The organism is Paeniglutamicibacter sp. NPDC012692 (assembly GCF_042901625.1).
Classification (GTDB): domain Bacteria; phylum Actinomycetota; class Actinomycetes; order Actinomycetales; family Micrococcaceae; genus Paeniglutamicibacter.
Map to the genome: position 1 here is coordinate 1,630,859 of NZ_JBIBDE010000001.1, position 24,961 is coordinate 1,655,819.

Here is a 24,961-nt window from a genome sequence, read left to right on the forward strand (position 1 = left end):
TCTGGGATGCCGGCAGAAAGGTCCATCTCGTTATGGAGGGGGGTGTTTCACTACCCGTTCGGCATCAGGCCGATATGCTTTCCTTCTTCGTCCGCTCGGATTGGGCCTTTGTAGGATCAAGTTGCAGGAAACAGGCAGCCACGACGGCAATGAGCAGCAGCGCGATGGCGAACCACAGGCCGCCGAGTCCGCTTCCCGTCGTTGCTTCAACAGCGCCCATGATCGTCGGTCCGAAGAATCCGCCTGTGATGCCGATGGTGTTCATCAGGGCCAGGCCGGAGGCCAGAGTGACGCCGTTTAGCCGGGTGCCAGGCACGGAGAACATGATCGGTTGAACGACGAACCAGAACAAACCCGCCAGCGCGAATCCAACTAGGCTCAACACCGATCCGCCCAGCACACCGATGGTCGTGCCGACGCTCATGGCAATCAGGCCAATAATCACGAAGTTCTTGGTCTTCTGCGGTGTGTTGGCCCGCGGCGTGATCAGCAGAGCGCCCAGGGCACCGAAGAACCACGGGACCGAAGCCAGAGAGCCGACCAACCACGGGGCCATATCGCTGGACTTGGCGATGACACTGGGCAGGAAGTAGGTCACCGAGTACAGCGAAACCTGGTGGGCGAGATTGATGAAGATCGCCAGCATGACCGTCCGGTCTTTGAAGATCGCCCAGAACGAATGCGTGCCGGAGGCGCCGACGGATTCGGCTTGTTCAGCCGCGAGTCGCGATTCCAGTTCCGAAGCTTGCTCGACGGTCAGCCACTTGGCATCCCGCGGACGGTCCGGCAGCATCTTCCACACCACGACGGCCAGCAGCACCGCAGGAAGTCCCTCGATCAGGAACATCCACTGCCAGCCGTGCCAGCCGCCGACCCCGTCCATTTCCAGCAGCAGTCCACCCAGCGGTCCACCCGCGACGACCGCAATGCAGGCACCGATGAGGAAGTAGCCGTTGGCCCGGGCCCGCACGTCACGCCCGAACCAGTAAGTCAGGTACAGCATGACTCCAGGGAAGAGGCCCGCTTCGGCGGCACCCAACAGGATACGCATGATGTAGAACGAGATGTCATTCACAACGAAGGCCATGCAGGCGGACAAGATACCCCAGGTGACCATGATGCGGGTGATCCAGAAGCGCGCGCCGACTTTGTGCAGGATCAGGTTGCTGGGGATTTCCAGAGCGGCGTAGGCAAGGAAGAACAGGCCGGCGCCCAGCCCGTAGGCCGCGGCACTGATGCCGAGGTCGATTTCCAAACGGCCCTTGGCCATTCCGATATTGGTGCGGTCCAAGAAGGAGATGATGTAGGCCAGCATCAGCAGCGGCATCAACCGGCGGAAGTTGAGCTTGTTCATGGCTGCCACGTAGGCCGGGTTACCGGGCTTCAGTGAAGCGAGTGCTTTCATGAGATTCCTTATGTCCGGTGTAGGTGGCAACCACGCACACTAGATTCTATTTTCGGTTCGGAAGGGTTGACTAAAGCAAGATGGAGAGCGGATTTTCAATCCGTTCCTTGAATGCGGCCAACAGCCGCGCGGCGACGGCACCGTCGATCACGCGGTGGTCGGCGGAGAGCGTGCAAGTCATTTGTGTAGCGATGGCCAGCTCACCGTCGAGGACGACAGGTCGGGCCTCGGCGGCTCCGACAGCGAGGATTCCTGCCTGCGGCGGATTCAGGATCGCGGAGAATTCCTTGGTCCCGAACATGCCCAAGTTCGACACTGTGAACGTACCCCCGGTCAGCTCGTCCGGACGGATCTTCCCTATTTTGGCCCGCCGCGCATAGTCCTCGATGGTTGCCGAGATCCCGGTGATCGACGTGATATCAACGTTTCGCACGATGGGGGTCAGCAGCCCGGTTTCGGTGGCAATCGCAACCGCGATATCGGCATGCGCATGGCGGATGATCGAGTCCCCCGCCCAGACCGCATTGGCCTCGGGAACCTCGGTCAGGGCCAGACCGATGGCGCGCACTACCAAGTCATTGACCGTGATGTTGCGCGGCGCGCTGGTGTTGGCCTGCTTGCGCAAGGCCACTAGGTCGTCCATGCGCACGTCCACAGTGAGATAGAAGTGCGGAACGGTGGTCTTGGATTCCGTCAGCCTGCGGGCGATGGCCTGGCGCATCCGGGTGAGTTCGATGCGTTCGGCTCCGTTCGGGAGTCCGGAATGCTCAGCGGCAGGAGCTACGGGGGCTGCGGCGGGGGTTTCGAAGACGACCTCGGGGGTCTTGCGCGACGCGGTCTCCACGTCCTCGCGCAAGATTCGGCCAGAGGGGCCGGTGCCCACGAGATTGGCCAGATCGACATCCAGTTCGCGGGCCCGGCGGCGAGCCAGCGGCGAGCTGAAGATCCGCCGGCCATCGAATTGGGCTTGGGCATCGGCTGGCACCAGCACAGGTGCCTCCGCGGGCGCGTCGGAAGGCACTACTCCGGAGTCCGCCAGCAGCGCTTCGATGGCGGCCTCGTTGTCGTGGGCCAACGCCAGCACGGCGATGGGTGTGCCGACCTCGACGCTGCAGCCGGAGGGCACCAAAATCCGGGCCACAGTTCCTTCTGCGTCGGCCGCCATCTCCACGGTGGCCTTTTCGGTTTCGATTTCGGCCAGCGGATCCCCGGTTTTCACGGTGTCGCCAACCTGCTTGAGCCATGAGGCCAGGAATGCCGAATCGGCATCGGCAATGACGGCGGGCATTTTCACGAAGGTTGCCATGGGTTTTTCCTCCAGTTTTCGGAGGGCCTATCGGCCCAGATTGGTTGCGGCGGCGGCCAGTGCGGCGGCGATTTCCTCGCGGCCGGTATACGCCGCGCGCTCAAGGACCTTGGAAATGCTCGGCGAGGATTCGGCGCCGGTGAGACGCTGCACCGGCGAATCGAGGTGGTCGAAGAAGCGGCGCTGGATTTCGTCGGAGAGCCAGTCCCCATACGAGGTTCCGCGGGCGCCCTGTTCGACGATGAGCACGTTGTTGGTCTTCTTGAGGCTCGCCCCGATGGTGTCCCAGTCGATGGAGGCGCGGTCCAGCCAGCGCAGGTCAATGACTTCGCTGTCCAGGGCGGCGTCGGCAGCAGCGGCAAGAGCCGGCTCCACCATGGCCAGGTACGTCAGCACCGTCAGCTCGGTCCCCTCCCGGCGTATCGCCGCTTTGCCCAGCTCCAGCTGGTAGTCGAAGTCCGACACCGGAGCGACGCCAGTGGAGGCGTAAAGATCCACGTGCTCGATGATGACCACCGGGTCGTTTAAAGCGAGGGCCGCGTTCATGGCACCCACGTAGTCGAACGGGGTCGATGGGGCGATGATGCGCCAGCCCGGCTGCGTGGCGAACACGCCCGCCGGGTCCATCGAGTGCTGGGAGCCGTAGCCCGTGCCCAAGGCGACCTTGGAGCGAAGCACCAGCGGCATCGTGCCCTGGCCACCGAACATGTGGCGGGCCTTGCCGATCTGATTGAACAACTGGTCTGCAGCGACCCACATAAAGTCGGCGTACATGAACTCAACGACCGGCTTGTAACGGCCGTCCATGGCCAGGCCGCCGGCCAGGCCGGTGAACGCGTTTTCCGCGATCGGGGTGCCCAGAACGCGGTCCGGATGGGCGTCTACCAGCCCGCGGGTGGCGCCGTTGGTACCGCCCTTGAGCCGGTGCACGTCTTCACCCATGACCACGATCGAGTCGTCGGACTTCATCCGCGCGCCCATGACGTCGGCGACGGCGTCAATGAAACGGCGTTCGGCGGTTTCCCCGGTGAAGGTCGTTGCCTCGGCTGTGCGGACGCCGGACAGTTCACCGGCGTCTCCGCGGATCCCGACGTCCACGAACGAGGGGTCGGGCCACAGCCCGGGGCGGATGCGGCGGCGTTTTTTGGTTGATTCGGGGTCCTGTTCGGTCAGGGCGGCCACCGCATCGGCGCAAGCGGCACCAATCTTCGCCGCCATGGCAACGATCTGGTCGGCGTCCATAAGCCCGCGGCGCTGCAGCTCGGCGGCCACCCGCAAGATCGGGTCGCGTTCGCGCCAGGCTTTTTCCTCGTCCTTGGACCGGTAGCCGAAGGCGCTGCCCGGGAATGGGCCGTTCTGGTGGAAGTAGCGGTACACCTCGGCCTCAATGAGGGCCGGGCCCCGGCCGGAACGCATGTGCTCGGCTGCCTGGGCGGTAGCCAAGTGCACGGCCAGCGGATCCATGCCGTCCACGCGCCAGGAACGGATGCCGAAGCCGGGACCACGCCCGGAGAGCCTCGCCTCGCCGGTGACGTCCGTGACGTGAGTGGAGACTGCGTAGAGATTGTTTTCAATGAAGAATAGCAACGGCAGTTTCCAGGCCGCGGCGAGGTTCATGGTTTCCAGTGTGGAGCCGATATTCGTGGCTCCGTCGCCGAAGTAGGTGGCGGTCAGGTCGCTGGAACCGGCCCCGGCATCGGCGTGGCGCTGGGCCCAGGCGTTGCCTGCGGCCAGCGGGACGCCGCCGCCGACGATGGCGTTGGTACCCAGAGCCCCGGCCTCCAGCCATTGAAGGTGCATGGAGCCACCGCGGCCGCGGCTGAATCCCTGTTCCAGGCCAAGGATCTCGGCCAGTGTGCGCTGCAACAGATCCTTGAGCTCAGCGGAGACCGGATTCGACGGATCCATCCGCCCTTGTGTCCCACGGGCCAGGTAGGCCATGGCTTTCGCCAAGAACTGGTGGTGTCCGCGGTGGGTGCCGTTAACTCCATCCCCGGGGCGCATGTCGATGGCCGAACCTACTGCGCCACCCTCCTGGCCGATGCTCGAGTGTGCGGGTCCATGGACCAGGCCCTCGCCGGCAAGTTCCAGCACTGCCTCTTCAAAGGAGCGTATGACCTGCATCTGCACCAGCATGGTGCGCAGTAACGCCGGGTCGGCGGCGTCCCAGTCGGCCGTCGTGGTCGCCAGTTCGACCCATTCCGCGTCGGGTGTCAGCGGGTTTACTTCTGCCATTGGGTCTCTCCACAGGGTTCTGCCTGGCACTGTCCGGCCGGCTGGATGAATGAACGTGACTTCCGTCTCAAGAAACCAATGTAGCCGCAGATTGGATCCAACACAAACAAAAATCGCACTCAAATCGCATTTTGATGGCAAGATAGTGGAAGAATGGATCCAATCAAAACTTTTGATCCGAAAGCTGTCACTCGTCCACACAGGAGAATCAAGCATGTCAAGCCACCAAGTAGAACGGCCGGTTGCGGCCGTGACCGGCGGCGGAGCCGGCATCGGCCTCGCCTTCGCACAACGCTGGGTCGACGGTGGTGGCCGCGTTGTGCTCCTTGACGTTTCCCCGGAGCACTTGGCGGCTGGCGTAACTCAGCTTGGCGCGGACAACGCCCGGGCCGTCGAGGTTGATGTAACGGACGATGCCGCGGTTAGGGACGCATTCTCCTCGATCACGACCAACGAAGGTGCACTAGACGCGTTGGTGAATTCGGCAGGTCTCTCCCGTCCCGCACCCAGCCATCTGGTGGATCCTGCATCCTTCAATCACGTTTTGGATATCAATCTCACCGGCACTCTGCGCGCCTGTCAGGCCGCCTTCGGTCTACTGTCGGTCTCACCCCGAGGCGCCATCGTGAACCTCGCCTCGGTTGCGGCGCACTCCGGAATGCCCGGCCGTGCCAGCTACACCACCTCGAAGGCCGGCATCGTGGGCCTGACCAGGACGCTGGCCGTGGAATGGGCGCCACACGCGATCCGTGTCAACGCGGTGGGCCCGGGGTATGTCCGCACTGCGCTGACCGCCACCCAGATCGAAGCCGGACTGATCAAGACAGAGCCCATCGAAAAGCGCACCCCCTTGGGCCGATTTGCCGAACCTCAAGAAATCGCCGAAGTTGTCCATTTCCTCGCATCCCCCGCCGCCTCCTACGTCACGGGCCACCTGATGATGGCCGATGGCGGCCTGACCATAGACGGGAACTGGTACGCATGAGCATCCCCGCTTACGACTTCACCCATAAGACCGGCCTGATCACAGGTGCCACCGGTGGCATCGGCCGCGACGTGGCCCGGCTGCTCTTCGATGCCGGGGCCAACCTTGTATTGCTCGACCTGGACCCTGGATCTCTGAACGCACTTGCAGTGGAACTGGGCGACGACGCCCGCGTGGCTGCCTTAGCCGGGGACGCGTCCTCCCCGGAGATCATCGACGGGGCCCTGGCCCTGACCACAGCGCGCTTCGGGGCCCTGGACTTCGTCGTTCCGGCCGCCGGCATCTACCCGGAGTCGCCAGTCACGGAAACCAGTGACGAGCTGTGGCGCAAGGTCATGGACATTAACCTCGACGGAGTCTTCCGGCTGCTTCGCGCCGCAACGCCGGTAATGGCCGACGGTGGTGCCATTGTGAACTTCGCGTCGCTGGCCGGCCATCGGGGCAGCAAAAACCACGCCCACTATGCTGCAAGCAAGGCCGGGGTCATCGCGCTTACCCGCTCGTTGGCCCACGAACTAGGCCACCGGGGCATACGGGTCAATGCGGTCTCCCCGGGCACGATTTCTACCCCCATGGTCGAGGCGCTAGTGGCCGAACGCGGCGAATCCATGCTCTCGGGAACCCCACTGAACCGTTTTGGCAACTCGATGGAGGTCGCCCAAGTGGCAGCGTTCCTCTGCAGCGACGGCGCGAGCTTCATCAATGGGGAAACGATCCACGTCAATGGCGGTCTCTTCATGGCCGGCTGATCCACACCGTTGCCGACCGCGGGAGCGCGATTGAGCACGAAGCGCCCCCGCGCCTTAGGCTGGAGGGAATCCAGCACGTAAGAATTGGGGTCCTTTAGTGAAGAAATCAGCGAGCCTGCGCATTGCCACCTCACTGCGGGAGGAAATTCTCGATGGGGTGCGCCAGCCAGGCGAAAGGATCCGCCAGGAAATCGTCGCCGAGGAATTCGGCGCCAGTCGCTTGCCGGTACGCGAGGCCCTGCGCATGCTCGAATCCGACGGGCTGGTCACTCTGGTGGCCAATACCGGGGCTTGGGTCACCGCCATGGACCTGGCCGAATGCACTGAGACGTACCTGATCCGTGAACGGCTCGATTCTTTGTTGCTCTCCTGCGCCGTCGTCCGCTACACCGATGAGGACGTCGAGCACCTGCACCGGCTCCTGCTGGCGATTGAGCAGGCCACCGACGTGACTACTTATCTGGCCGCGGACCGCGAGTTCCACCTCGAAAGCTATAAGCCCGCCAAGATGGAGAACCTCTACTCCATGGTGAAGCGCATGTGGGACTCCACGCAGCACTACCGTCGCACCTACTCGCAGCTCATCGGCTGGGAGGGCCTGCAAATCACGCACTCGGAGCACAAGCTGCTCTTCGAGGCCTTCAAACACCGCGATGCCGAGGACGCTGAACGCCTCATGTTCTCGCACCTGCGCCGCACGCGCCTGGAACTTGCCCGGCACCCGGAGATCTTCGAACGCAAATCAAACTAGACAATTTGTAGCAGGGGCACAGGCAGCGCCCGCCTCCCGGGATTAAGCGGAAGGGCGGATGCGACCAAGCTTGGTCGCATCCGCCCTTCCTGTGTTCATGCAGCCGTCGCTCCCTCGCGGGGGCCGACTGCTACTTGGTGCGGATCGGCAGGCCGGTGAAGGTCGGCTTCGAGGATTCCGCGAAGAAGTCGTTGCCCTTGTCATCGACGACGATGAACGCCGGGAAGTCCTCGACCTCGATCTTCCAGATCGCTTCCATGCCGAGCTCCTCGTATTCGACGACCTCGACCTTCTTGATGCAGTCGAGCGCCAGGCGGGCCGCCGGGCCGCCGATGGAACCCAGGTAGAAACCGCCGTGGGTGTTGCACGCGTCGGTGACCGCCTTGGAGCGGTTGCCCTTGGCCAGCATGATCATGGAGCCGCCGGCCGCCTGGAACTGGTCCACGTAGGAGTCCATGCGTCCCGCGGTGGTCGGGCCGAAGGAACCCGAGGCCATGCCTTCGGGGGTCTTGGCCGGGCCTGCATAGTAGACCGGGTGGTCCTTGAGGTACTGCGGCATGTCTTCGCCGGCGTCCAGGCGTTCCTTGATCTTGGCGTGCGCGATGTCGCGGGCTACCACCAGCGGTCCGGTGAGCGACAGGCGGGACTTGACAGGGTGCTTGGTCAGCTCGGCCAGGATCTCGTCCATCGGCTTGTTCAGGTCGATCTTCACCACGGAGGATCCGCCGGTGCCGGAGACGCCACTGGTTTCCTCGTCGTGGGCGGCGATGGCCGGGTGGTCGGACTCCGGCATGAAGCGTGCCGGATCGGTTTCCAGCTGCTCCACGAACACGCCCTCGGGGGTGATCTTGGCAAGCATCTGGCGGTCGGCCGAGCAGGACACGGCGATGGCCACCGGCAGCGAGGCGCCGTGTCGCGGCAGGCGCACCACGCGCACGTCGTGGCAGAAGTACTTGCCGCCGAACTGGGCGCCGATGCCGAAGTTGCGGGTCAACTCCAGGACCTTCTCTTCGAGGTCGATGTCGCGGAAGCCGCGGCCGGTCATCGCGCCGGTGGTCGGCAGGTTGTCCAGGTACTTGGCCGAACCGTACTTGGCGGTCTTCAGCGCGAACTCGGCGCTGGTGCCGCCGATGACGATCGAGAGGTGGTACGGCGGGCAGGCCGCGGTGCCCAGCGAGCGAAGCTTCTCATCCAGGAAGCGCAGCATCGAGTTCTCGTTCAAGATGGCCTTGGTCTCCTGGTACAGGAACGACTTGTTGGCCGATCCGCCGCCCTTGGCCATGAAGAGGAACTTGTACTGGTTCTCGTGGCCCGGGGTGGTGTCCGCGTACAGCTCGATCTGTGCGGGCAGGTTGTTGCCGGTGGACTTCTCTTCCCACGTGGTCAGCGGGGCCAGCTGCGAGTAGCGCAGGTTCAGCTGGGTGTAGGCGTCGTAGATGCCCTTGGACAGGTCCTTCTCGTCCGGACCCTGGGTCAGCACCTGCTGGCCGCGCTTGCCCATGACGATCGCGGTGCCGGTGTCCTGGCACATGGGCAGGATGCCGCCGGCGGCGATGTTTGCGTTCTTCAGCAGGTCCAGTGCGACGAACTTGTCGTTCGGGCTGGCTTCCTCATCGTCGAGGATGTTGCGGAGCTGCTGCAGGTGCGCCGGGCGCAGGTAGTGGGAGATGTCGTGGAGCGCGGTGGTGGCCAGCAGCTCCAGTGCTTCGGGGTCGACCTCGAGGTACGTTCGGCCGCCCGGGCCCTCGACGGTGCGGACACCCTCGGTGGAAATCTGGCGGTAGGTTGTCTCGTCCGCCCCGATGGGCAGGAGGTCTTCGTACTGGAATTCGGGCATGAGGTTTCCTCGCAAAAGATTCAAAACGTATGCCCCCAGTTTAGGACGGTTGGGGGAACAACCGGGCATCGGGTTGCGCCGCCGGTCGTAAAGTCGACATGCTTGGGGGCATGAGCGAAGAGAACCAGCAATCCCAGAACGCCTCGGCCACCGAGGAAAACCCCGCCGCGACCGCAAGCGTCACGGATCCCAACGCCCCCGTCACCCACTTTGAGATGATGATCCGCGCCGGGCAGAACGACCCCGCCCTCAGCGGCCAGGTCATCGCGTCCTTCATGGCCTCCGAGGTCTTCTTCCTGAGCCGCGAGAAGGTCACCGGCGACAGCAAGAACGCCCAGCCGATGCTGTTGCAGAACGCGGCCGGCCAGCCCGTCATCGCACTCTTCACCCACCTGGCCCGCATTCCCGGAACCTACATCGACGCGGCCCCCTACGGTGTCCAGGTCCTGGGCGCGACGATCGTGCGCTCGCTGATCGACACGGGCTTCGTGATCAACCCGGGCCACGAGCTGAGCTTCGAGATCGACGCCGATGGCGTGAAGACCATCCGCGAGGACTTCAACCCCGACGGATCGCTGAAGAACCAGCAGGCATAATTCGTTACCCCGGTGCCCCGGCATCCGTGGTGCCGTGGTACTAGAGTTAAGCCATGAATTTTGAAGATACCTCGCTGCCCGGTCTCGGTGTCCGTCGTGAAATCACCCTCGCGTCGGGCCGCCGGGTTGGGGTGGTCATCCTGCGTGACGGATCCATGCAGCTGATCATCTCCCAGCGTGAAGATCCCGATGCGTGCGCCGCCGCGATTCCGCTGAGCGTGGATGAAGCGGGGGCCATAGGCGCCATGTTGGGCGCCCCGCAGCTGGTCACCCAGCTGACCGACCAACACCGGGACCTGCCGGGGGTCAATACCCAGCAATTCGTGGTCAGCCACGAGAGCCCCTACGTGAACCGGACCCTCGGCGACACCAACCTGCGCACGCGCACCGGTGCGTCGGTTGTCGCGATCTCCCGCAGCGGAAACGTCTTCCCCTCACCGGAGCCGTCCTTCGAGCTCAATGCCGGTGACGTGCTTGTCATTGTCGGCACCTCCAGCGGCCTTGACAGCGCCGCCCGCCTGATCAACGACGGATAAGGCGAAGGATCATGGGGGAAACAGCAGTCATTCTGATTGAGCTTGGAGCCGTCTTCCTTGGCCTTGGCCTCTTGGGACGCATGGCCGCCAAATTCGGGATGTCGCCGGTTCCGCTTTACCTCGTCGGCGGCCTGATGTTTGGGCACGGCGGGTTGATCGATCTGGGCGGAATTTCCGAATTCGGTGAAATCGCCAGCGAAATCGGCGTGATCCTGCTCCTGCTGATGCTGGGGCTTGAATACACCGCCCGAGAACTGGTCACGGGGCTCAAGGGGTCCTGGTTTGCCGGGATCGTGGATTTCCTCTTGAACTTCACCCCGGGGGCAGGCCTTGCCTTGCTCATGGGCTGGGGTGCCACCGGGGCCTTGGTCCTGGGCGGCGTCACTTATGTTTCGTCGTCCGGAATCATCGCAAAGGTCCTCTCCGACTTGGGTCGATTGGGTAACCGCGAAACGCCGGTTGTCCTTTCGATCCTGGTCCTCGAAGACCTGGCCATGGCCATTTACCTGCCCGCGCTCACCGCAACCCTGGCCGGCCTGAGTTTCTTTGGCGGGTTGCGCACGGTGGGCATCGCCCTGGCCGCGATTACAGTGGTGCTGCTCGCGGCACTTCGGTTCGGCCCGCAGATTTCCCGGCTCATACACTCGGCCGACCAGGAGAATTTCCTGCTCAAGCTCATCGGGGCGGCGCTGTTGGTTGCCGGTGTGGCTTCGGCCCTTCAGGTTTCCGCGGCGGTGGGGGCGTTCCTTTTGGGGATCGCCATTTCCGGGTCGACGGCGAGTTCGGCCACCAAGGTCCTCGAGCCCCTGCGCGACCTGTTCGCCGCCATGTTCTTCGTGGTCTTTGGGCTCAACACCGACCCGACAACGATTCCCGCCGTCTTGCCCATGGCCATCGGCCTCGCAGTGGTCACCTCGGCGACCAAGGTCCTCACCGGCGTCTGGGCCGCGAAACGCGCAGGCATCGGCGTTCCCGGCCGCTTGCGTGCAGGCGTCGCATTGATCGCCCGCGGCGAATTCTCCATCGTCATTGCCGGCCTGGCGGTTGCCTCGGGCGTGGTCACCGGCGAGCTGGCCGCACTGGCAACCGCATACGTGTTGCTGCTCGCCGTGCTTGGACCGGTGGCCGCGCGTTTCGTGGAACCACTGAGCAGGCCGTTCCTGCGCAAGCGGACCCGGCCGTCCCCGACACGCCCCGACACCCCCTTCGTCACCGATTAGGTTTCGGGGGCCCACTTTGGGATATGCTGTCTGTGCCCGGGCGGTCAATAGGCTTCTCGGCGCATCGCGGGCGTAGCTCAATGGTAGAGCGCCAGCTTCCCAAGCTGGACACGCGGGTTCGATTCCCGTCGCCCGCTCGTGATTGTTGAGACCCGGCCGTTGGCCGGGTCTCAATGCGTTAAACCGCAATGTGTTGGATTCACTGGGACAGGGAAATCCCCGACCTGCGGTTCGTTCCACACGGGAAGGTGCCACAACTCATGGTCGGTGTACTCTCTGGTTTTGCCGTGGTCTGGACGGTGATCGCCGTTGGCTACCTGGTGGGACGCACCGGGGTGCTGGGTCCCGATGCCCGGTATGTGTTGAACCGACTGACCTTCTTCGTCGCCAGCCCGGCCCTGCTTTTCACCACCCTGGCGGGCTCGGATCCGGTCGCGGTGTTGGGCCCCTATCTGGGCGTCGCAGCGATCTCCGCGACAGCCACCGCACTTGCCTTCGTGCTGGCCACCCGGTGGTGGCTGCGCCGCGACGTCACCGAGACGACCATCGGCGCCATGAGCGCTTCGACGGTGAATTCGGCCAACTTGGGCCTGCCCATCGCCCTATACGTGCTTGGCGATATTTCCTATGCGGCTCCGGTGATTCTGTGGCAGCTGGCCCTCTACTCCCCCGTTTGCCTGGCCATCCTGGATGCAAGCACCTCACGGCATCGCACGACGCCCCTGTCGATGCTGGTGCAAACGGTGAAGAATCCCATGATCGTGGGCTCCCTGGCCGGATTGGCGTGTGCGCTGTTCGACGTGCAGTTGCCCCAGCCTCTGGCGGACCCCATCGAACTCATCGCCGGTGCGTCCATTCCGGCAATGCTCATTGCCTTTGGCATTTCGTTAGTCGGTTCCAAGCCGCTGGAGGCTTCCGGCGGCCGCAAGGCCGACACCGTCGTTGCCACGTCGCTGAAATTGGTGTTCCAGCCTCTGGCCGCGTGGGTCGCGGCCCGATGGATTTTCGGGTTGGAAGGCAACGACGTCTTTATCGTCGTCATTATGGCGGCGCTCCCCACGGCCCAAAACATCTTTGTCACGGCCTCCCGCTATGACCGCGGGGTCGTCCTGGCAAAGGACACGGTGCTGCTCACCACGATCGTTGCGGTTCCTGCCATGATGCTGGTTCCGCTCTTGCTGACCTAGCGGCGACAGACCAAACCCAGGGGTTCCGCGCCTGCAAGGGGTCGGAAGTCATTCGGCATGTTTATCCCCTTCCGCAAAGTTGGTTTCCGTTGCGTACGGGAGGCGTCCCATTGTTACGAACATATCGGTCCTGGGTTGGCCATTTTCAACGGATCACGCCCACTCGGCAAACATTTTCGACGCACTTCGGAACATAGCACTTATGCCGACCGGGCCGCCGTGTTAGCGTCGCATCATGGTTCGCATCGGCAGGCGTTTTGTTCCACAAGACGCAGCCCGCCCTTGGTGCGGACATTTTTGTTTTCGAAAGGATCGTACCGCCCCATGAAACGTCAAATTTTTGCGTTGATGACCACCGCCGTGATCGCTGTGACGCTTACTGCCTGCGGAGGATCCTCAGGACCGGCCGCGACCTCGGGAGCTGCCGGCGCAACGGGAACAGCTAGTGGCCTGACCTTGCAGCAGGTCAAGGACGCAGGGGTGCTCAAGATCGGAACCGAAGGCACCTACAAGCCCTTCTCTTTCCATGAGGGAGGCACCGGCCCGCTGACCGGCTTCGACGTGGAAATCGCCACGGCGGTCGCCGGCAAGCTTGGCGTTGAAGCCAAGTTTGAGGAAACCCAGTGGGACGCCATTTTTGCCGGCCTTGAGGCCGGCCGCTTCGACGTGATTGCCAACCAGGTGTCGATCACCCCCGAGCGCAAGGCAAAATACCTCTTCTCCACTCCCTACACGGTGAGCACTGGCGTGATCGTGACCAAGGCCGACAACACCGATATTTCTTCCTTCGCCGACCTCAAGGGCAAGACCACTGCCCAGTCACTGACCAGCAACTGGTTCCAGCTGGCCAAGGACTCGGGCGCAAAGGTCGAAGCTGTCGAGGGCTGGGCCCAGGCCGTCACGTTGCTCAAGCAAGGCAGGGTGGATGCGACCATCAACGACAAGCTGACCTACCTGGATTCGCAGAAGACCAAGAACGATCCGAGCATCAAGATCGCGGCCGAAACCACCGACAAGTCCGAAAGTGCGATCACTTTCCGCACCGGCAGCGAAGACCTGGTCAAGGCCGTTGACGGCGCATTGGCCGAGCTGAAGGCCGACGGGACCCTGGCAAAGATCTCGGACAAGTACTTCGGGGCCGACGTCACCAAGTAGGTTTGATCATTGCTGTCGAATGTCTTGCTTCATAGGGTCTTCCGACTAGCTAAGGAGAACGGTCGATGAACATCGATTGGAACCTGTTCCTCGATTCTCTCGGGCCCATCGTGCTCGGCGGAATCTCGGGAACCATTCCGCTTTCCTTGGCCAGCTTTGCCATCGGGCTGGCCATCGCCCTGCTCATGGCGCTCATGCGACTGAGCAACAATCGCTTGGTTTCCTTCATTGCCCGGGCCTACATTTCGGTGATCCGGGGAACCCCGTTGCTGGTCCAGCTCTTCGTGATCTTCTACGGGATGCCTTCCCTCGGGGTGACCCTGAACCCGTGGCCCAGCGCCATCATCGCGTTTTCCCTCAACGTGGGAGGATACGCTGCCGAGGTTATTCGAGCAGCGATCCTCTCCGTTCCACGCGGACAGTGGGAAGCCGGGTACACCATCGGCATGTCCCGGGCCACGACGTTGCGGCGCCTCATTCTGCCCCAGGCCGCACGCGTTGCGGTCCCGCCGTTGTCCAACACCTTTATTTCCCTGGTGAAGGACACCTCCCTGGCGTCGCTGATCCTGGTGACCGAGCTCTTCCGCAAGGCGATGGAAATCGCCGCCTTCAGCGGGGAGTTCCTGCTCGTATACATGGAGGCCGCGCTGGTCTACTGGGTCTTCTGCCTGGTGCTCTCCACCGGCCAGTCGCGTTTGGAAGGAAGGCTCGATCGCTATGTCGCACACTAGACCCCCGGCGGACGCCCCGGTGATGCTGCGTGCCGACGGCCTGCAGAAGAGCTTCGGTTCGAACCAGGTCCTCAAGTCCATCGACCTTGCCGTGCGCAAGGGCGAGGTGCTTGCGCTGATCGGTCCTTCCGGGTCCGGCAAGACCACGGTGTTGCGCTGCCTGAACGGGCTGGAGATCCCCGACGTGGGTGCCGTGGCCTTCGACGGCGGCCCCGAAGTCACGTTTGACTCCAGGACCACGCAGAAGCAGGCGCAGGTCCTGCGCACGCGCAGTGCCATGGTGTTCCAGAACTACAACCTGTTCCCCCACAAGACGGTGTTGGAGAACATCATCGAGGGCCCGGTGCAGGTCCAGAAGCGCAAGCGTGCCGAGGCAGTTGCCGAGGCAACGGAACTCCTGGCGCGGGTGGGGCTGGCCGACAAACACGACCAGTATCCGCACCAGCTTTCCGGCGGGCAGCAGCAACGTGTGGGAATCGTCAGGGCGCTGGCGCTGAAGCCCTCGCTGTTGCTCTTCGACGAGCCGACCTCGGCCCTGGATCCGGAATTGGTGGGCGATGTCCTGAGGGTCATCAAGGAGCTCGCCGACGAGGGGTGGACCATGGTCTTGGTAACCCACGAGCTGGCCTTCGCCCGCGAAGTGGCCGACGAGGTGGTCTTTATGGACCAGGGTGTGGTGGTCGAACGCGGACATCCCGACGTGGTCCTGCGCGCCCCGGAGAACGAACGTACCCAGCAATTCGTTCACCGCCTGCTCAACCCGTTCTAAACGCATCTAAAACGCACGGAATCTTGGAATGGCCGGGCCGGCTGCATCTCGCAGCTGGCCCGGCCTTTCCAGTGTGTGGGTCATTAATCCTTGAGCCCGGGAGGGTTCAGTTGGGACTTGGGAATCGCTTCCTCGCCAAGCGCCCACTTGTCCAGGATCGTCTTGTAGAGACCGGATTCGATCAGGCCGTTGATGCCTGCCTGCGAGGCCTCGGCCAGACCGCTGCCCTTCTTCACCGTCACCGCGATGCTTGCGGCATCCGGCCAGCCGCCGGGCACCAGGCCCACGAGCCGTGTCTTCCCGTCGGTGCTGGCCTTGTAGGCACCCGAGGCGTTGGGGCCAAAGGAGGCGTCCGCGCGGCCCGAGGTCAGCGCGACGGCCGCCAGTGCGTCTTCGTCGTAGTACTGGAAGGAGACGGGTTTCAACCCTGCCTTCTTGTTCTGCGCATCCCACGAGAGCAGGATCTTCTCCTGGTTGGTGCCCGAACCCACCGTGATCCGCAGGCCCGCGACGTCCTTGGGCGCACGGATCTCCTTGATCTCGGAATCGACCGGGACATAGAAGCCAAGCTTGTCCTCGCGATAGGTGGCGAAGTCGTACTTCTGCTTGCGCGCCTGCGTCACCGTGACGTTGCTGATGACGGCCTCGTACTTCCCCGATTCGAGCCCGAGCGGCCAGTCCGCCCAGGAAACCGGCACGAGGTCCGCTTCCAGCCCCAGTGACTGGGCGAGCGCCACGGCGATGTCCGCCTCGTCGCCGATCAGCGTCTTGTTGTCGGTGGCAAACATGGCAAGTGGCGCGGATCCCGGGGCCATGGCCACGGTGAGCTTGCCGTCTTCCTTGATGTTTGCCGGAACGATCTTGGTTGCGGCGGCGACCGGCTCGGCCGCCTGGCGGTTCTGTTCCGGGGACAGGTTGAACCCCTGCTTGGAAACCGTTCCCGCCGTGGCAGAGCTTCCGGGGTCCGAGCAGCCCGTCAGCATGAGTCCCAGGGCAGCAGCCCCGACGATCAGTCCCGTGGTCGTTCGCTGGTTCATACCGCTACCTCGTATCGAGTGTTGTTTTCGTTCGACGCCGCGGGCGCGGCATCGGTTGGGTCTCCAAGACCCAGGTTTTCGCGCAGGGTGTCCCCCGCGTAGTCGGTGGGATAGATCCCGCGTTCCTGCAGTTCCGGGACCAGGTGGTTGACGATGTCGTCAAGCCCCGAGGGGATCAGCCACGGGGTGATGTTGAAACCGTCGACGGCGCCGGACTCCGCGTACTGCTCCAGCGTGTCGGCCACCCGGGCATAGGAACCCACGAAGGAACCGCCGACCCGCCCGGACTTGCCGCGCACGAACTCCAGGATGTTCAGTCCTCGATCCTTGGCCGTCTCGCGCCAGGCACGGGTCAGTTCGACGGCCTTGGCACCCTGGAAGCCGCTGCCTCGGGTCACATCGGATTCGCTGATCTTGGGGTCGAAGTCGGGCAACGGCCCTTCCGGGTCGAGACCTGCCAGGGACTCGCCCCAGAACTGTTCCAGGTAGGCAAGTGCCTGTTGCGGCCCGATCTGCTGCTCGCGAACCCAGCGGTGCTTTTCCGCAGCCTCCGATTCCGTGGCGGCCAGGATGAACTCGCTTCCAGGCATGATCTTCACTGCCGACGCGGGACGGCCGGCCTTGAGCGTCCGGGCCGTGATGTCGGCGCGGAACACCTTGGCCGCTTCCAGCCCGCCGTGGGCGGAGAAAATGACGTCTGCCTGGCGTGCCGCGAAATCGCGGCCCTCCGCGGAGTCTCCCGCCTGGAAGAGGACGGGGCGGATTTGCGCGCTGCGTGGCAGGCGCGACGCATAGCTGATGCTGTAGTGCTTGCCCGTGTGTTCGACGGGTTCCGGGGTGTCTCCGGCGAACCACGCCTTTTCGGATCCGTTGGCGGCGATGTCCTCGCGCCCCCAGGAATCCCAGATGCGCTTGGCGGTGTCCACGAAGGCCTCGGCGTGCGTGTAGCGGTCCGCATGGTCAAGGTACCCGCCTCGTCGGAAGTTCGCGCCGGTCCAGGCGTTGTCGGTCGTGACGATGTTCCAGGCCGCGCGACCGCCCGAGATCAGGTCCAGGGAGGCGAGTCGGTGGGCCAAATCGGCCGGGTCGTTGTAGGTGGTGTTCTGGGTGGCAACCAAGCCGATCCGGTTGGTCACGGCGGCCAGCGCGGCCAGCAGGGTCTGTGCGTCCGGCCGGCCGGCAACGTCAAGGTCGTGGATCTGTCCGAGGTGTTCGCGCAAACGCAGTCCTTCACCCAGGAAAAAGGCGGAGAAGATCCCGCGTTCCGCGGTCTGGATGAGCCTGCGGAAGGATTCGAAGTCCGTTTGCGAGCCCGCCTCCGGGGTTTTCCAGACGGTGCCGGAGTTGACGCCTTGAAAGAAGACGCCCAGTCGTAGTTGGTTTTTTGGTTGGTTCCGTGTGCTCATGTTGAAGACTCCAATGCGTGAAGTGGCGGTGGACGGGCTGTATGCCGTTAGCTGGCTGCGAACCGGTTCCGTGCGGCCGGCAAGCCCAGGGTTTCGCGCAGGGTGTTGCCGGTCCGGGTCGGCTTTAGCGCCCCGGCAAGACGCAGGGCCGGAAGCACGAGTGCCGCGAATTCCGGGGCATCCTTGTGGAGTTCGGCGGGGTGCAGGCGCACGCCGTCGGCATGGCCAAGCAGCTCGAGCAGGTAGTCGGTGAAGTCCGTTGCCGTGCCGGTGAAGCGGGCACGCGGCGATTGCCAGGGTTCCCGGCCGTCAAGTGCCTCCACCCGGTCCGCGGCCGGTTCCCCCGCGTGGTCCAGCACGAAATCAAGTTCGGCAATCCGGATCCCGGGGAAGCCGTTGCCTTGTGCTGCGGCAAGCGACCCCTCGAGGCCCGGGGCGCCAAAGAGTGTTGCGTCGCTGTCCGCATCCAGGGGTTGGGCGGCGAACACCGGGATCTGTCCCTGGATGGGTCGCGGGCTGATGGAGGATCCCCTGACGGAGAAGCGCTTTCCCACGAAGTCCGCGTAGTGCACCTTGGACCTGTCGAGGTAGCGGCCCGTCGCCACGTCCTTGATCACCGCGCCGTCCTCCCAGCTGTCCCAAAGACGGCGGCTTGCCTCCAGCACATCGGCAACTTCGCCGGGCAGCTCCCCCGAAGCCACGGCTTCTCGTCCCACCGCCGCGCCCTCGGCCGCGGTTCCGCCCGCCGAAACGATCCAACCGGCACGGCCGGCGGAGACAGCGTCGAGGGCCGAGAGCTGGGTGGAAAGGTGGAACGGTTCGGTGTAGATGGAATCTGCCACCGGGATCAGTCCGATGCTGTGGGTCAGCGGGCTCAGGAAGGCCGCACGTTGGATGGCATCGAGGCGTGCCCCCGGGCCGTTGCCCGGGGCCTGGCGGCTGTCCTCGATGCTGACGGCATGGAACCCTGCCGATTCCGCCGCAAGGACCGTCTTGGCGATTCGTTGCGCGTCAAGCACAGACTCCGGGGTTTGCTTGTCCAGCCGCCAGGCGGCGGGGTGCGCCCCTGCCCCGTCCACCTCGAGGATGAGGGTTGCGTTGCGTTGGTGTGCCGTGGTCATCGTGTGGCTCCTAGGGAATTCGTGTGGGCAATGCGGGATCGCTCGGCAATCCGGCCGATTACTTGCTGGTGTAGTTTTCCGCCGTTACAGCCTTGGAAGTTTTCACTGCCTCGTCCTCGAGGCCCCAGCGCTGGAGCACCTTGGCGTAGCTGCCCTCTGCAATGAGCTCGTTGATCGCGGCGGATATGGGTTCGGCAAGTCCGTTGCCGTGTTTGGTTGTGGCCGCCACGAGGGTTTCGGATGGCCAGCCGGCGTTGATCTTGCCCACCACCTTGGTGTCGTCCCTCGAATTTTCGCGGTAGACGGTGGTGGGGTACGGGGCAAGGTTCAGGTCCACGCGGCCCGAGGACAAGGCCAAAATGGTGTCGGCGTCCGAGGAGTAATACTGCAGGTTCGCCGGTTCCTTGCCCTGTGCTTCCAGTTCCTTGTTCCAGGCCAACAGGATTTTTTCCTGGTTGGTTCCGGCGCCGACGGAAACCTTCTTGCCCGATACGTCGGCGGCGTCCTTGACGGTTCCCTCGAACTTGGTGGTCGCTTCGAACCCCATGTAGGCCGCGCGGTAGGGAGCGAAATCGTATTTCTTGATGCGTTCGGCGTTGATCCCCACGTTGGAGAAGACGGCTTCCACTGCACCGGAGTCGGTTTGCAGGGGCCAGTTCTCCCAGCTCGTGAGCTGCAGGTCCAGTTCAAGGCCCAATTTGTCGGCGACGAGCTGGGCGATGTCGGTTTCGGTGCCGATGAGGGTGGCGTTGTCGCTGGCGTGGAAGGTCAGGGGAACCGAGCCGGCGCTTGTGGCCACGGTGAGTTTGCCGTCCTGGGCCAGGGCCGCAGGAACGCTGGCCGCAAGCTTGTCGTCCTTGGTGGAACGGATCCTGTCCTGTTCGGGCGAGGTGTTGTACCGGACACCGGCCGGGGTGGTTTGGTCCGAGGGGCCTTCGGCCGTGCCTGCATTGGCGCTGCCGGTCGGGTCGGCGCAACCCGAAAGGCTCAGCGACAGCACCGTGCCGAGGCCCAGCGCAAGGAGTGTCCGGTTGGCGTATCGATGGGTGGTGGCTTTCATTTGTAGTCAGTCCTTTGAGGCGGGGCCTCGATCGAGGCGGGTTCTTAGAGGTGGAAGGCGGGTTCGATGACCTTGGAGAGGAACTCCTTGGTGCGCCGGTGTTGCGGGGAACCGAAGATTTCCGACGGCGTTCCCTGTTCAATGACGTGCCCGTCGTCCATGAACACCACGCGGTCGGCCACATCACGGGCGAAGCCCATCTCGTGGGTGACGATGACCAGCGTGGTTCCGTCCTTGGCGAGTCCCCGGATCACGTCGAGCACCTCGCCGACCAGCTCGGGGTCAAGCGCGGAGGTTGGTTCGTCAAAGAGCACGACCTTGGGGTTCAGGGCAAGGGCCCTGGCAATGGCGACGCGTTGCTGTTGCCCGCCCGAAAGCTGGCGGGGATACGCGTCGGCCTTGTCGGCCAGGCCCACCCGCCGCAACAGCTCCAGTGCCCGTTCTTTCACCTCGTCGCGGTTGCGTCCCTGGGCGTGGATGGGGGCCTCGGTGATGTTGGCCAGTGCACTCAAATGCGGAAAGAGGTTGAAGTTCTGGAAGACCATGCCCACGTGGGTGCGTTGGCGCAGCACCTCGTGTTCCCGCAGTTCGTGCAGGCGCTGGCCCCGCACCCTGTAGCCCATGAGTTCGTCATCCACGCGGATGGTTCCCCCGTCGAGCTTCTCCAGGTGGTTGATGGTGCGCAGCAGCGTGGATTTCCCCGAGCCGGAGGGGCCGAGGATGGCCACGACCTCTCCGGGGTTGATGGTCAGGTTGATGCCCTTGAGCACTTCGTGGTTGCCGAAGGATTTGTGGACGTTGCGGATGTTCACAAGCCCGCGGGTCGCGTGCGTCGTGGCGGCGGTGCTCATCGGGTTCCGATCGGGTTCTGGGTGCGGATGGTGAAGAAGCGGCGCAGCTTTTGCAGCGGGGTTTCGGGCAAGGTGCGCACCGCCCCCTTGGAGTAGTGGCGTTCGATGTAGTACTGGGCGATCGAGAGCACCGAGGTGATCACGATGTACCAGCAGGTGGCGACCAGCAGCAGCGGCAGGACCTGTTGGGTGCGCGAGTAGATGACCTGCACGGTGTAGAAAAGCTCACCGTAGGCGAGCACGTAGACGATCGAGGTGCCCTTGACCAGTCCGATGATTTCGTTGAAGGCGGTGGGCAGGATCGCGCGCATGGCCTGGGGAAGCACGATGCGCGTGGAACGGCGCCAGGGCGGGATGCCCAGTGCCGCTGCGGCTTCGAGCTGGCCGTGGTCCACCGAGTGGATGCCGCCGCGGATGATTTCGGCCGAATAGGCGGCCTGGTTCAGGGTGAGCCCCAGGACCGCTGCGCCGAACTGACTGATCAGGGTGGTGGTGGAGACCTCGAAGAAGGTGATGTTGGTGAACGGGACGCCCACCGAAATCGTCTCGTAGAGGTAGCCGAGGTTGTACCAAAGGAGCATCTGGACCAGCAGCGGGGTGGAACGGAAGATCCAGGAGAAGGTCCAGGAGACCGAGGAAAAAAGCGGCGAGCTGGAAAGCCGCATCAGGGCCAGCACGAATCCCAGGACGAATCCGAGCACGCCGCAGATGACCGTCAGTTTGAGTGTCTCCCCCATGCCGCGGATCACCGATTCGGAGGTGAACCATTGGGCCACCACGTTCCATTCCCAGCGCGGGTTGGTGGTCAGCGAGTAGAGGATTCCGGCGAGCGCCAGCCCGACAACCACGGTGCCGACCCAGCGTCCGGGGTGCCTGGCCGGCACGATGCCCTTGGCGTAGTAGTAGTCGACGTCGTCCTCGCCGCTACCGTCGGCGTCGTTGGCTGGGACGGGCTTCCCCGAGGGCGCCTTCGGACCCGTTTGCCGATCCGGTGTTTCCTGCTCGTCGGCGGCCGGCGATGTGGACGCGGCCGTTGCCCCGGGCTCGTCATCGACTTCGGTTGTTGGTGTTGCGGCACCCATGTGCCACCTCCTTCGCGGTACACCGGTGGACGGTGTTGGGGTGATGTTTGGCTTTCGTGAACGGCTTGAATGATTCGTTCTGCCCTCACGCTAGGAGCCGAAACTCGACTCTCACAAGGCGCTAGTCCATGCCAAGCAACCTCGTGCAATGCGACGCAACAATGAAATTTCAGGGGCTTTCGTCCGAGGCGAACTGTGACGCTTCGTCACTTCCCATTGCGGTGTATCACGGCAGGTGAAGCGCACCTTTAGCCGCCCAAGCTTGGGTGCCTAGGCTGGCATTCACTTCACGGGGCGCAGTCAGGCGCGACGAAGCGAGAGATCAAGGGAGCACACATGAGCCTGCCACCGAGGACAACACACGGACCTGTCGGGCGTTCTTCGATCGACAACCCGGCGTCCAGTCTTCTGATCGTCGGCGGCGGCCCGCGTGCCGCCATGCTGCTGGAACGGGTGGCGGCAAACCATCGGGAACTCGGTGTCGACTCCCTGCATATCGACGTGGTCGATCCGTTCCCGCCCGGGGCCGGGCGCATCTGGCGCGGCGACCAGTCCCCGCTGCTGAAGCTCAACTCCATGGCCATGGACGTGAGCATGTTTACCGACGCATCCGTGACCTGCGAGGGGCCTGCGGTACCCGGACCCTCGTTGTGGGAATGGGTGTGCCAGGTGCGCGCCGGCACCTGCCCCGGGATCGACACGGCATCGTTCGCTCCCGGCAGCGCGCTGGGCGAGGAGATTGCAGCGCTCGGGGCCGATTCGTTCCCCACCCGCAAACTGCACAGCCACTACCTCGAATGGTTCCTGGCACGCGCGGTGGCGGCCCTCCCGGATGGAATCGAGGTGGCCTTCCGACAAGATACGGTCGTGGACATTCTTCCCGGCGCACCCGGTGCGCTACACCGCATAGAACTGGCATCCGGGGCCTCGCTGGAGGCGGACCAGGTGGTGCTGGCCCAGGGACACACCGATGCCCTCCCGGATGCCCCCTCCCGGCGCTTTGCCCGCTTCGCGGCCGACAACCAGGCACGGCTGACGTACATACCGCCCGACTACACCAACGACGTCGACCTGTCGGGGCTGCGGCCCGGAACCGACGTGCTGGTCTCCGGCATGGGCCTGGCGTTCGTTGACCTGTTTGTGCTGCTGATGCAGGGTCGAGGCGGCAGCTTCACCGCCCGGCCCGACGGTTCGTTGACCTATGAGCCATCGGGCAAGGAACCGCGCTTGTTGGTCGGCTCCCGGCGCGGCGTCCCCTACCTGTCAAAGATCCGCGGCGGGTTGCGCGGGGAACCCGGAAAGGGGCTGCGCTTCCTGACCGCACAGGCCGTCGACAGGCTGCGGCAGCGTCACGGGCTCCTGGACTTCAGGATCCATCTGTGGCCGTTGGTGGCCAAAGACGCCGCCTACGGGTACTACCGCGAATTGCTCACGGCGTCCCCCGAACGCGCGAATGTACCCTGGACGGAGTTCGCCGACCTGTTTGCGCCCCTGGACTGGTACTCCCCCGAGCGCGAAGCGCTGGTGGACCGGGCCATCCCGGATCCCAGGGACCGGCTCGATTTCGAGGCCCTGGACCACCCCCTGGCCGCACGGGAATTCGTCACTCCGGACCAGGTCCAATCGGCCGTGCGCGAGGCCGTGGCCACGGACATTGCCCTGCGCGACGGCGGAGAGAATTCCGAGACACTGGGGCTGTTCCTCGGCCTGCTCGGTTGCTACATGGAGTTGGGGCGCATCATCTCCCTGGACGACCTGCATGAATCGAGCCGGCGCGACGTCTCGGGCTGGTGGCACGGCTTCTTCAGCTACGTTGATTCCGGTCCCCCGGCGAGCAGGCTGCGGGAGCTCCTGGCACTTGAAAGGGCCGGGCTCATCCGTTTCCTCGGGCCCCGAACGACATTCGACATCGATCCGGACGGCCGCTGCTTTGTTGCCCGTGGCGCCGTGGACGGCCACGTGGCGCGGGCAGAGGCATTCGTGGAGGCGCGTCTGCCGGCTTCCACGCTGGAAACCACCAGCAATCCGCTCCTGCTCGCGCTCTTTGCCCGCGGCCTGATCACCCAGGAACCCAGCGGGACCGGAAAGCTGTTGGTGGATGACGAGTACCGGGCCGTGGACGGCCAGGGGTCGGCATGCCCCTGGCTGTATGCGGTGGGCGCCGGGATCTCGGGGTGGAGCGCGGGAGCGTTTTCTCGGCCGCTCTCCAACGCGGCGCCGTTCCGGGACACCGACGCCCTGGCCCGTCTGGTCCTCACAAGCATCCCGAAACCGGTTGCCCGTCCCGAACCCACATTCATGTCGGAAACGGCCTTGGCCGCCTGCATTGATTCAGTCCACCGCTACGTAGGGTAAATATCATGAGTACAACGTCCCCCCAGTCCAGCCGCAAACAGGTAGTCGTTCGGGCGTCCCTTGACGATCCGCGCGCCGAACCGCTCATCGCCGGCCTCACCCTCGAGTACACGCAACGCTACGGGGATTTCTTCGGCGGCACCGAGCAAGAGATGCAGCGCTACCCCGCCACCGAATTTGCCGCGCCGGTCGGCAGCCTGCTGCTCATGCAGGAGGGCGGCCGGACCATCGCCGGGGGCGCCTTCAGGCGGTACAAGGCGGGCGTTGCCGAATTCAAGAGGATCTGGACCCACGAAGACCACCGTCGCCGCGGGCTGGCCCACATGGTCCTGCACGCATTGGAAGAGGAAGCCCGAAACTACGGGTACCGGAGCGTGTACCTGACAACCGGTCCCCGCCAGCCCGAGGCCGTACGGCTGTATCTGAAGGCCGGATACACCCCTCTTTTCGATCTCGAGGCCGATCCCGAGACGGTTGGCCACCTCCCCTTCACCAAGGAACTTGTAGCCTCCGTCGCATGACATGAGCCGTCGTCAACACAATATTTGGCGTGCCAACCACACCTTGCGGCATCCAGAACGTAGGCT

Annotated in this window: 22 protein-coding genes and 1 tRNA gene; 13 read left to right on the forward strand and 10 right to left on the reverse strand. The window is 64.1% G+C overall.

Annotated features, from left to right (window positions below):
- Window positions 1-64: 64 nt before the first annotated feature.
- From ACFY5D_RS07610 to ACFY5D_RS07620, 3 genes are all read right to left on the reverse strand, one after another.
- Complete coding sequence (locus tag ACFY5D_RS07610) at window positions 65-1,405, reverse strand: MFS transporter (RefSeq protein WP_387527200.1); 1,341 nt, start codon at window positions 1,403-1,405, stop codon at window positions 65-67.
- A gap of 70 nt (window positions 1,406-1,475) precedes the next feature.
- The gene (locus ACFY5D_RS07615; protein WP_387527203.1) at window positions 1,476-2,711 is read right to left on the reverse strand and encodes a dihydrolipoamide acetyltransferase family protein; all 1,236 of its coding nucleotides are present in this window, start codon (window positions 2,709-2,711) and stop codon (window positions 1,476-1,478) included.
- Window positions 2,712-2,738: 27 nt separating this feature from the next.
- Entirely contained in the window at window positions 2,739-4,946 is a 2,208-nt protein-coding gene (locus tag ACFY5D_RS07620) for a thiamine pyrophosphate-dependent enzyme (protein WP_387527206.1), read from the reverse strand.
- 214 nt (window positions 4,947-5,160) lie between these two features.
- Between ACFY5D_RS07620 and ACFY5D_RS07625 the strand changes: the two genes are divergently transcribed.
- The 3 genes from ACFY5D_RS07625 to ACFY5D_RS07635 all read left to right on the forward strand — a co-directional run bounded on the left by ACFY5D_RS07625 (window position 5,161) and on the right by ACFY5D_RS07635 (window position 7,431).
- Window positions 5,161-5,931: an SDR family NAD(P)-dependent oxidoreductase gene (locus ACFY5D_RS07625; RefSeq protein WP_387527208.1), complete on the forward strand. Its 771-nt coding sequence runs from the start codon at window positions 5,161-5,163 to the stop codon at window positions 5,929-5,931.
- Window positions 5,928-6,680 carry an SDR family NAD(P)-dependent oxidoreductase gene (locus ACFY5D_RS07630; RefSeq protein ID WP_387527211.1) on the forward strand — a complete coding sequence of 251 codons (753 nt, stop codon included), beginning with the start codon at window positions 5,928-5,930 and terminating at the stop codon, window positions 6,678-6,680. Before ACFY5D_RS07625 ends, ACFY5D_RS07630 begins: the two co-directional genes overlap by 4 nt.
- A gap of 97 nt (window positions 6,681-6,777) precedes the next feature.
- Window positions 6,778-7,431, forward strand: a complete 654-nt coding sequence (locus ACFY5D_RS07635) for a GntR family transcriptional regulator (RefSeq protein ID WP_387527214.1) — start codon at window positions 6,778-6,780, stop codon at window positions 7,429-7,431.
- Window positions 7,432-7,561: 130 nt separating this feature from the next.
- Here ACFY5D_RS07635 and ACFY5D_RS07640 read toward each other — a convergent pair whose 3' ends face one another.
- On the reverse strand, window positions 7,562-9,268 hold the full coding sequence (locus ACFY5D_RS07640; protein ID WP_387527217.1) for a fumarate hydratase: 1,707 nt from the start codon (window positions 9,266-9,268) through the stop codon (window positions 7,562-7,564).
- Window positions 9,269-9,378: 110 nt separating this feature from the next.
- Between ACFY5D_RS07640 and ACFY5D_RS07645 the strand changes: the two genes are divergently transcribed.
- The 8 genes from ACFY5D_RS07645 (at window position 9,379) to ACFY5D_RS07680 (ending at window position 15,462) form a co-directional block, all read left to right on the forward strand.
- Window positions 9,379-9,864, forward strand: coding sequence for an SseB family protein (locus ACFY5D_RS07645; RefSeq protein ID WP_387527220.1), 486 nt, complete (start codon window positions 9,379-9,381; stop codon window positions 9,862-9,864).
- Window positions 9,865-9,917: 53 nt separating this feature from the next.
- Window positions 9,918-10,400: a cation:proton antiporter regulatory subunit gene (locus ACFY5D_RS07650; RefSeq protein WP_387527223.1), complete on the forward strand. Its 483-nt coding sequence runs from the start codon at window positions 9,918-9,920 to the stop codon at window positions 10,398-10,400.
- A gap of 11 nt (window positions 10,401-10,411) precedes the next feature.
- Window positions 10,412-11,620 (forward strand): cation:proton antiporter, encoded by a 1,209-nt coding sequence (locus ACFY5D_RS07655; RefSeq protein WP_387527226.1) that lies wholly within the window; start codon window positions 10,412-10,414, stop codon window positions 11,618-11,620.
- A 66-nt stretch (window positions 11,621-11,686) separates the two neighbouring features.
- A tRNA-Gly gene (locus ACFY5D_RS07660) sits at window positions 11,687-11,757 on the forward strand.
- 123 nt (window positions 11,758-11,880) lie between these two features.
- Window positions 11,881-12,807 (forward strand): AEC family transporter, encoded by a 927-nt coding sequence (locus ACFY5D_RS07665; protein ID WP_387527229.1) that lies wholly within the window; start codon window positions 11,881-11,883, stop codon window positions 12,805-12,807.
- A 324-nt stretch (window positions 12,808-13,131) separates the two neighbouring features.
- The gene (locus ACFY5D_RS07670; RefSeq protein WP_387527232.1) at window positions 13,132-13,962 is read left to right on the forward strand and encodes an amino acid ABC transporter substrate-binding protein; all 831 of its coding nucleotides are present in this window, start codon (window positions 13,132-13,134) and stop codon (window positions 13,960-13,962) included.
- A 65-nt stretch (window positions 13,963-14,027) separates the two neighbouring features.
- Complete coding sequence (locus ACFY5D_RS07675) at window positions 14,028-14,693, forward strand: amino acid ABC transporter permease (RefSeq protein ID WP_387527234.1); 666 nt, start codon at window positions 14,028-14,030, stop codon at window positions 14,691-14,693.
- Window positions 14,680-15,462 (forward strand): amino acid ABC transporter ATP-binding protein, encoded by a 783-nt coding sequence (locus ACFY5D_RS07680; protein WP_387527237.1) that lies wholly within the window; start codon window positions 14,680-14,682, stop codon window positions 15,460-15,462. Before ACFY5D_RS07675 ends, ACFY5D_RS07680 begins: the two co-directional genes overlap by 14 nt.
- An 83-nt stretch (window positions 15,463-15,545) precedes the next feature.
- Here the strand turns inward: ACFY5D_RS07680 and ACFY5D_RS07685 are convergent, their stop codons facing one another.
- Genes ACFY5D_RS07685 through ACFY5D_RS07710 form a run of 6 tightly spaced genes read right to left on the reverse strand, consistent with a single transcriptional unit; the run spans window position 15,546 to window position 22,019 of the window.
- Complete coding sequence (locus tag ACFY5D_RS07685) at window positions 15,546-16,499, reverse strand: ABC transporter substrate-binding protein (RefSeq protein WP_387527240.1); 954 nt, start codon at window positions 16,497-16,499, stop codon at window positions 15,546-15,548.
- On the reverse strand, window positions 16,496-17,905 hold the full coding sequence (locus ACFY5D_RS07690; RefSeq protein WP_387527243.1) for an NtaA/DmoA family FMN-dependent monooxygenase: 1,410 nt from the start codon (window positions 17,903-17,905) through the stop codon (window positions 16,496-16,498). The genes ACFY5D_RS07685 and ACFY5D_RS07690 overlap by 4 nt, the downstream gene beginning before the upstream one ends.
- Window positions 17,906-17,952: 47 nt before the next feature.
- Window positions 17,953-19,026: an LLM class flavin-dependent oxidoreductase gene (locus ACFY5D_RS07695; RefSeq protein WP_387527245.1), complete on the reverse strand. Its 1,074-nt coding sequence runs from the start codon at window positions 19,024-19,026 to the stop codon at window positions 17,953-17,955.
- Window positions 19,027-19,084: 58 nt separating this feature from the next.
- Window positions 19,085-20,086, reverse strand: a complete 1,002-nt coding sequence (locus tag ACFY5D_RS07700) for a transporter substrate-binding domain-containing protein (RefSeq protein ID WP_387527248.1) — start codon at window positions 20,084-20,086, stop codon at window positions 19,085-19,087.
- A 44-nt stretch (window positions 20,087-20,130) separates the two neighbouring features.
- Window positions 20,131-20,937 carry an amino acid ABC transporter ATP-binding protein gene (locus tag ACFY5D_RS07705; protein WP_387527251.1) on the reverse strand — a complete coding sequence of 269 codons (807 nt, stop codon included), beginning with the start codon at window positions 20,935-20,937 and terminating at the stop codon, window positions 20,131-20,133.
- Complete coding sequence (locus ACFY5D_RS07710) at window positions 20,934-22,019, reverse strand: amino acid ABC transporter permease (RefSeq protein ID WP_387527254.1); 1,086 nt, start codon at window positions 22,017-22,019, stop codon at window positions 20,934-20,936. The genes ACFY5D_RS07705 and ACFY5D_RS07710 overlap by 4 nt, the downstream gene beginning before the upstream one ends.
- Before the next feature lie 336 nt (window positions 22,020-22,355).
- Between ACFY5D_RS07710 and ACFY5D_RS07715 the strand changes: the two genes are divergently transcribed.
- Window positions 22,356-24,374 (forward strand): FAD/NAD(P)-binding protein, encoded by a 2,019-nt coding sequence (locus ACFY5D_RS07715; protein ID WP_387527257.1) that lies wholly within the window; start codon window positions 22,356-22,358, stop codon window positions 24,372-24,374.
- 5 nt (window positions 24,375-24,379) lie between these two features.
- Window positions 24,380-24,895: a GNAT family N-acetyltransferase gene (locus ACFY5D_RS07720; protein WP_387527260.1), complete on the forward strand. Its 516-nt coding sequence runs from the start codon at window positions 24,380-24,382 to the stop codon at window positions 24,893-24,895.
- The last annotated feature ends 66 nt before the right edge of the window (window positions 24,896-24,961 follow it).

Coding starts and splice junctions, on each gene's coding strand:
- ACFY5D_RS07610 (WP_387527200.1), bottom strand. CDS start 1,405: ATGAAAGCACTCGCTTCACTGAAGCCCGGTAACCCGGCCTACGTGGCA.
- ACFY5D_RS07615 (WP_387527203.1), bottom strand. CDS start 2,711: ATGGCAACCTTCGTGAAAATGCCCGCCGTCATTGCCGATGCCGATTCG.
- ACFY5D_RS07620 (WP_387527206.1), bottom strand. CDS start 4,946: ATGGCAGAAGTAAACCCGCTGACACCCGACGCGGAATGGGTCGAACTG.
- ACFY5D_RS07625 (WP_387527208.1), top strand. CDS start 5,161: ATGTCAAGCCACCAAGTAGAACGGCCGGTTGCGGCCGTGACCGGCGGC.
- ACFY5D_RS07630 (WP_387527211.1), top strand. CDS start 5,928: ATGAGCATCCCCGCTTACGACTTCACCCATAAGACCGGCCTGATCACA.
- ACFY5D_RS07640 (WP_387527217.1), bottom strand. CDS start 9,268: ATGCCCGAATTCCAGTACGAAGACCTCCTGCCCATCGGGGCGGACGAG.
- ACFY5D_RS07645 (WP_387527220.1), top strand. CDS start 9,379: ATGAGCGAAGAGAACCAGCAATCCCAGAACGCCTCGGCCACCGAGGAA.
- ACFY5D_RS07650 (WP_387527223.1), top strand. CDS start 9,918: ATGAATTTTGAAGATACCTCGCTGCCCGGTCTCGGTGTCCGTCGTGAA.
- ACFY5D_RS07655 (WP_387527226.1), top strand. CDS start 10,412: ATGGGGGAAACAGCAGTCATTCTGATTGAGCTTGGAGCCGTCTTCCTT.
- ACFY5D_RS07665 (WP_387527229.1), top strand. CDS start 11,881: ATGGTCGGTGTACTCTCTGGTTTTGCCGTGGTCTGGACGGTGATCGCC.
- ACFY5D_RS07670 (WP_387527232.1), top strand. CDS start 13,132: ATGAAACGTCAAATTTTTGCGTTGATGACCACCGCCGTGATCGCTGTG.
- ACFY5D_RS07675 (WP_387527234.1), top strand. CDS start 14,028: ATGAACATCGATTGGAACCTGTTCCTCGATTCTCTCGGGCCCATCGTG.
- ACFY5D_RS07680 (WP_387527237.1), top strand. CDS start 14,680: ATGTCGCACACTAGACCCCCGGCGGACGCCCCGGTGATGCTGCGTGCC.
- ACFY5D_RS07685 (WP_387527240.1), bottom strand. CDS start 16,499: ATGAACCAGCGAACGACCACGGGACTGATCGTCGGGGCTGCTGCCCTG.
- ACFY5D_RS07690 (WP_387527243.1), bottom strand. CDS start 17,905: ATGAGCACACGGAACCAACCAAAAAACCAACTACGACTGGGCGTCTTC.
- ACFY5D_RS07695 (WP_387527245.1), bottom strand. CDS start 19,026: ATGACCACGGCACACCAACGCAACGCAACCCTCATCCTCGAGGTGGAC.
- ACFY5D_RS07700 (WP_387527248.1), bottom strand. CDS start 20,086: ATGAAAGCCACCACCCATCGATACGCCAACCGGACACTCCTTGCGCTG.
- ACFY5D_RS07705 (WP_387527251.1), bottom strand. CDS start 20,937: ATGAGCACCGCCGCCACGACGCACGCGACCCGCGGGCTTGTGAACATC.
- ACFY5D_RS07710 (WP_387527254.1), bottom strand. CDS start 22,019: ATGGGTGCCGCAACACCAACAACCGAAGTCGATGACGAGCCCGGGGCA.
- ACFY5D_RS07715 (WP_387527257.1), top strand. CDS start 22,356: ATGAGCCTGCCACCGAGGACAACACACGGACCTGTCGGGCGTTCTTCG.
- ACFY5D_RS07720 (WP_387527260.1), top strand. CDS start 24,380: ATGAGTACAACGTCCCCCCAGTCCAGCCGCAAACAGGTAGTCGTTCGG.